Here is a 786-nt window from a genome sequence, read left to right as displayed (position 1 = left end):
TCCCCTCCTGGGAGGGGTGCCCGAAGGGCGGGGTGGGTTCACTGGTGTGCCGGGAAGAACCCACTCCCTGCCCCCTCCCAAGAGGGGGTTCTGAGATCTGTCCCCCTCCAGGGAGGGGGGCTGTGAGAAATCCCCTCCTTGGAGGGGTGCCCGAAGGGCGGGGTGGGTTCACTGGTGTGCTGGGAAGAACCCACCCCCTGCCCCCTCCCAAGAGGGGGTTCTGAGATCTGTCCCCTCCCAAGAGGGGGTTCTGAGATCTGCCCCCTCCAGGGAGGGGGTGCTGAAAAATCCCCTCCTGGGAGGGGTGCCCGGAGGGCGGGGTGGGTTGGTGCCCGAAGGGCGGGGTGGGTTCACTGGGGGGGATGGGCTGTGATCCATGCCGCGATCGCAACTACCACGCCTTCAAGATTCTGATGAATGTCAGCTTCTTGAAAGCGCAAAAACCGGACTCCTAAGGACTCTAAACGGGCCTGCCGTTCTTGGTCTTTAGCTTGGGCGGCGGCGCTGTCGTGGGAGGAACCATCTATCTCAATCGCGAGCATGAGTTGCTTGCAATAAAAATCGACGATGAATTGATCGATGGGGCGCTGGCGATCGAAGTCGTAACCGAGGAGTTGTTTCCCTTTGAGGCGATGCCAGAGTTTGGTTTCGCCGGGAGTCATATTTTGGCGAAGCTCGCGGGCGCGTTCTTTGAGTTTTGGGTTGTAGGGGATGATGCGGTAGGCCATGGGATGGGCAGGGTAGATGCTTGGGTGTAGGGTACCCGGAGGAACCCACCCCCTGCCC

Annotated in this window: 1 protein-coding gene; it reads right to left on the bottom strand. The window is 61.2% G+C overall.

Going from position 1 to position 786, the window contains the following annotated elements; genetic code table 11:
- Positions 1-350: 350 nt before the first annotated feature.
- Positions 351-662 (bottom strand): endonuclease domain-containing protein, encoded by a 312-nt coding sequence (locus LEP6406_RS0201760; protein ID WP_263971117.1) that lies wholly within the window; start codon positions 660-662, stop codon positions 351-353.
- Positions 663-786: the final 124 nt, after the last annotated feature.

The organism is Leptolyngbya sp. PCC 6406 (assembly GCF_000332095.2).
Taxonomy (GTDB): Bacteria; Cyanobacteriota; Cyanobacteriia; order Phormidesmidales; family Phormidesmidaceae; genus PCC-6406.
This window is presented reverse-complemented; position numbering and strand designations above follow the sequence as displayed.

Excerpts from the sequence above, each read along its gene's own strand:
- LEP6406_RS0201760 (WP_263971117.1), bottom strand. The coding sequence starts at position 662 with ATGACTCCCGGCGAAACCAAACTCTGGCATCGCCTCAAAGGGAAACAA.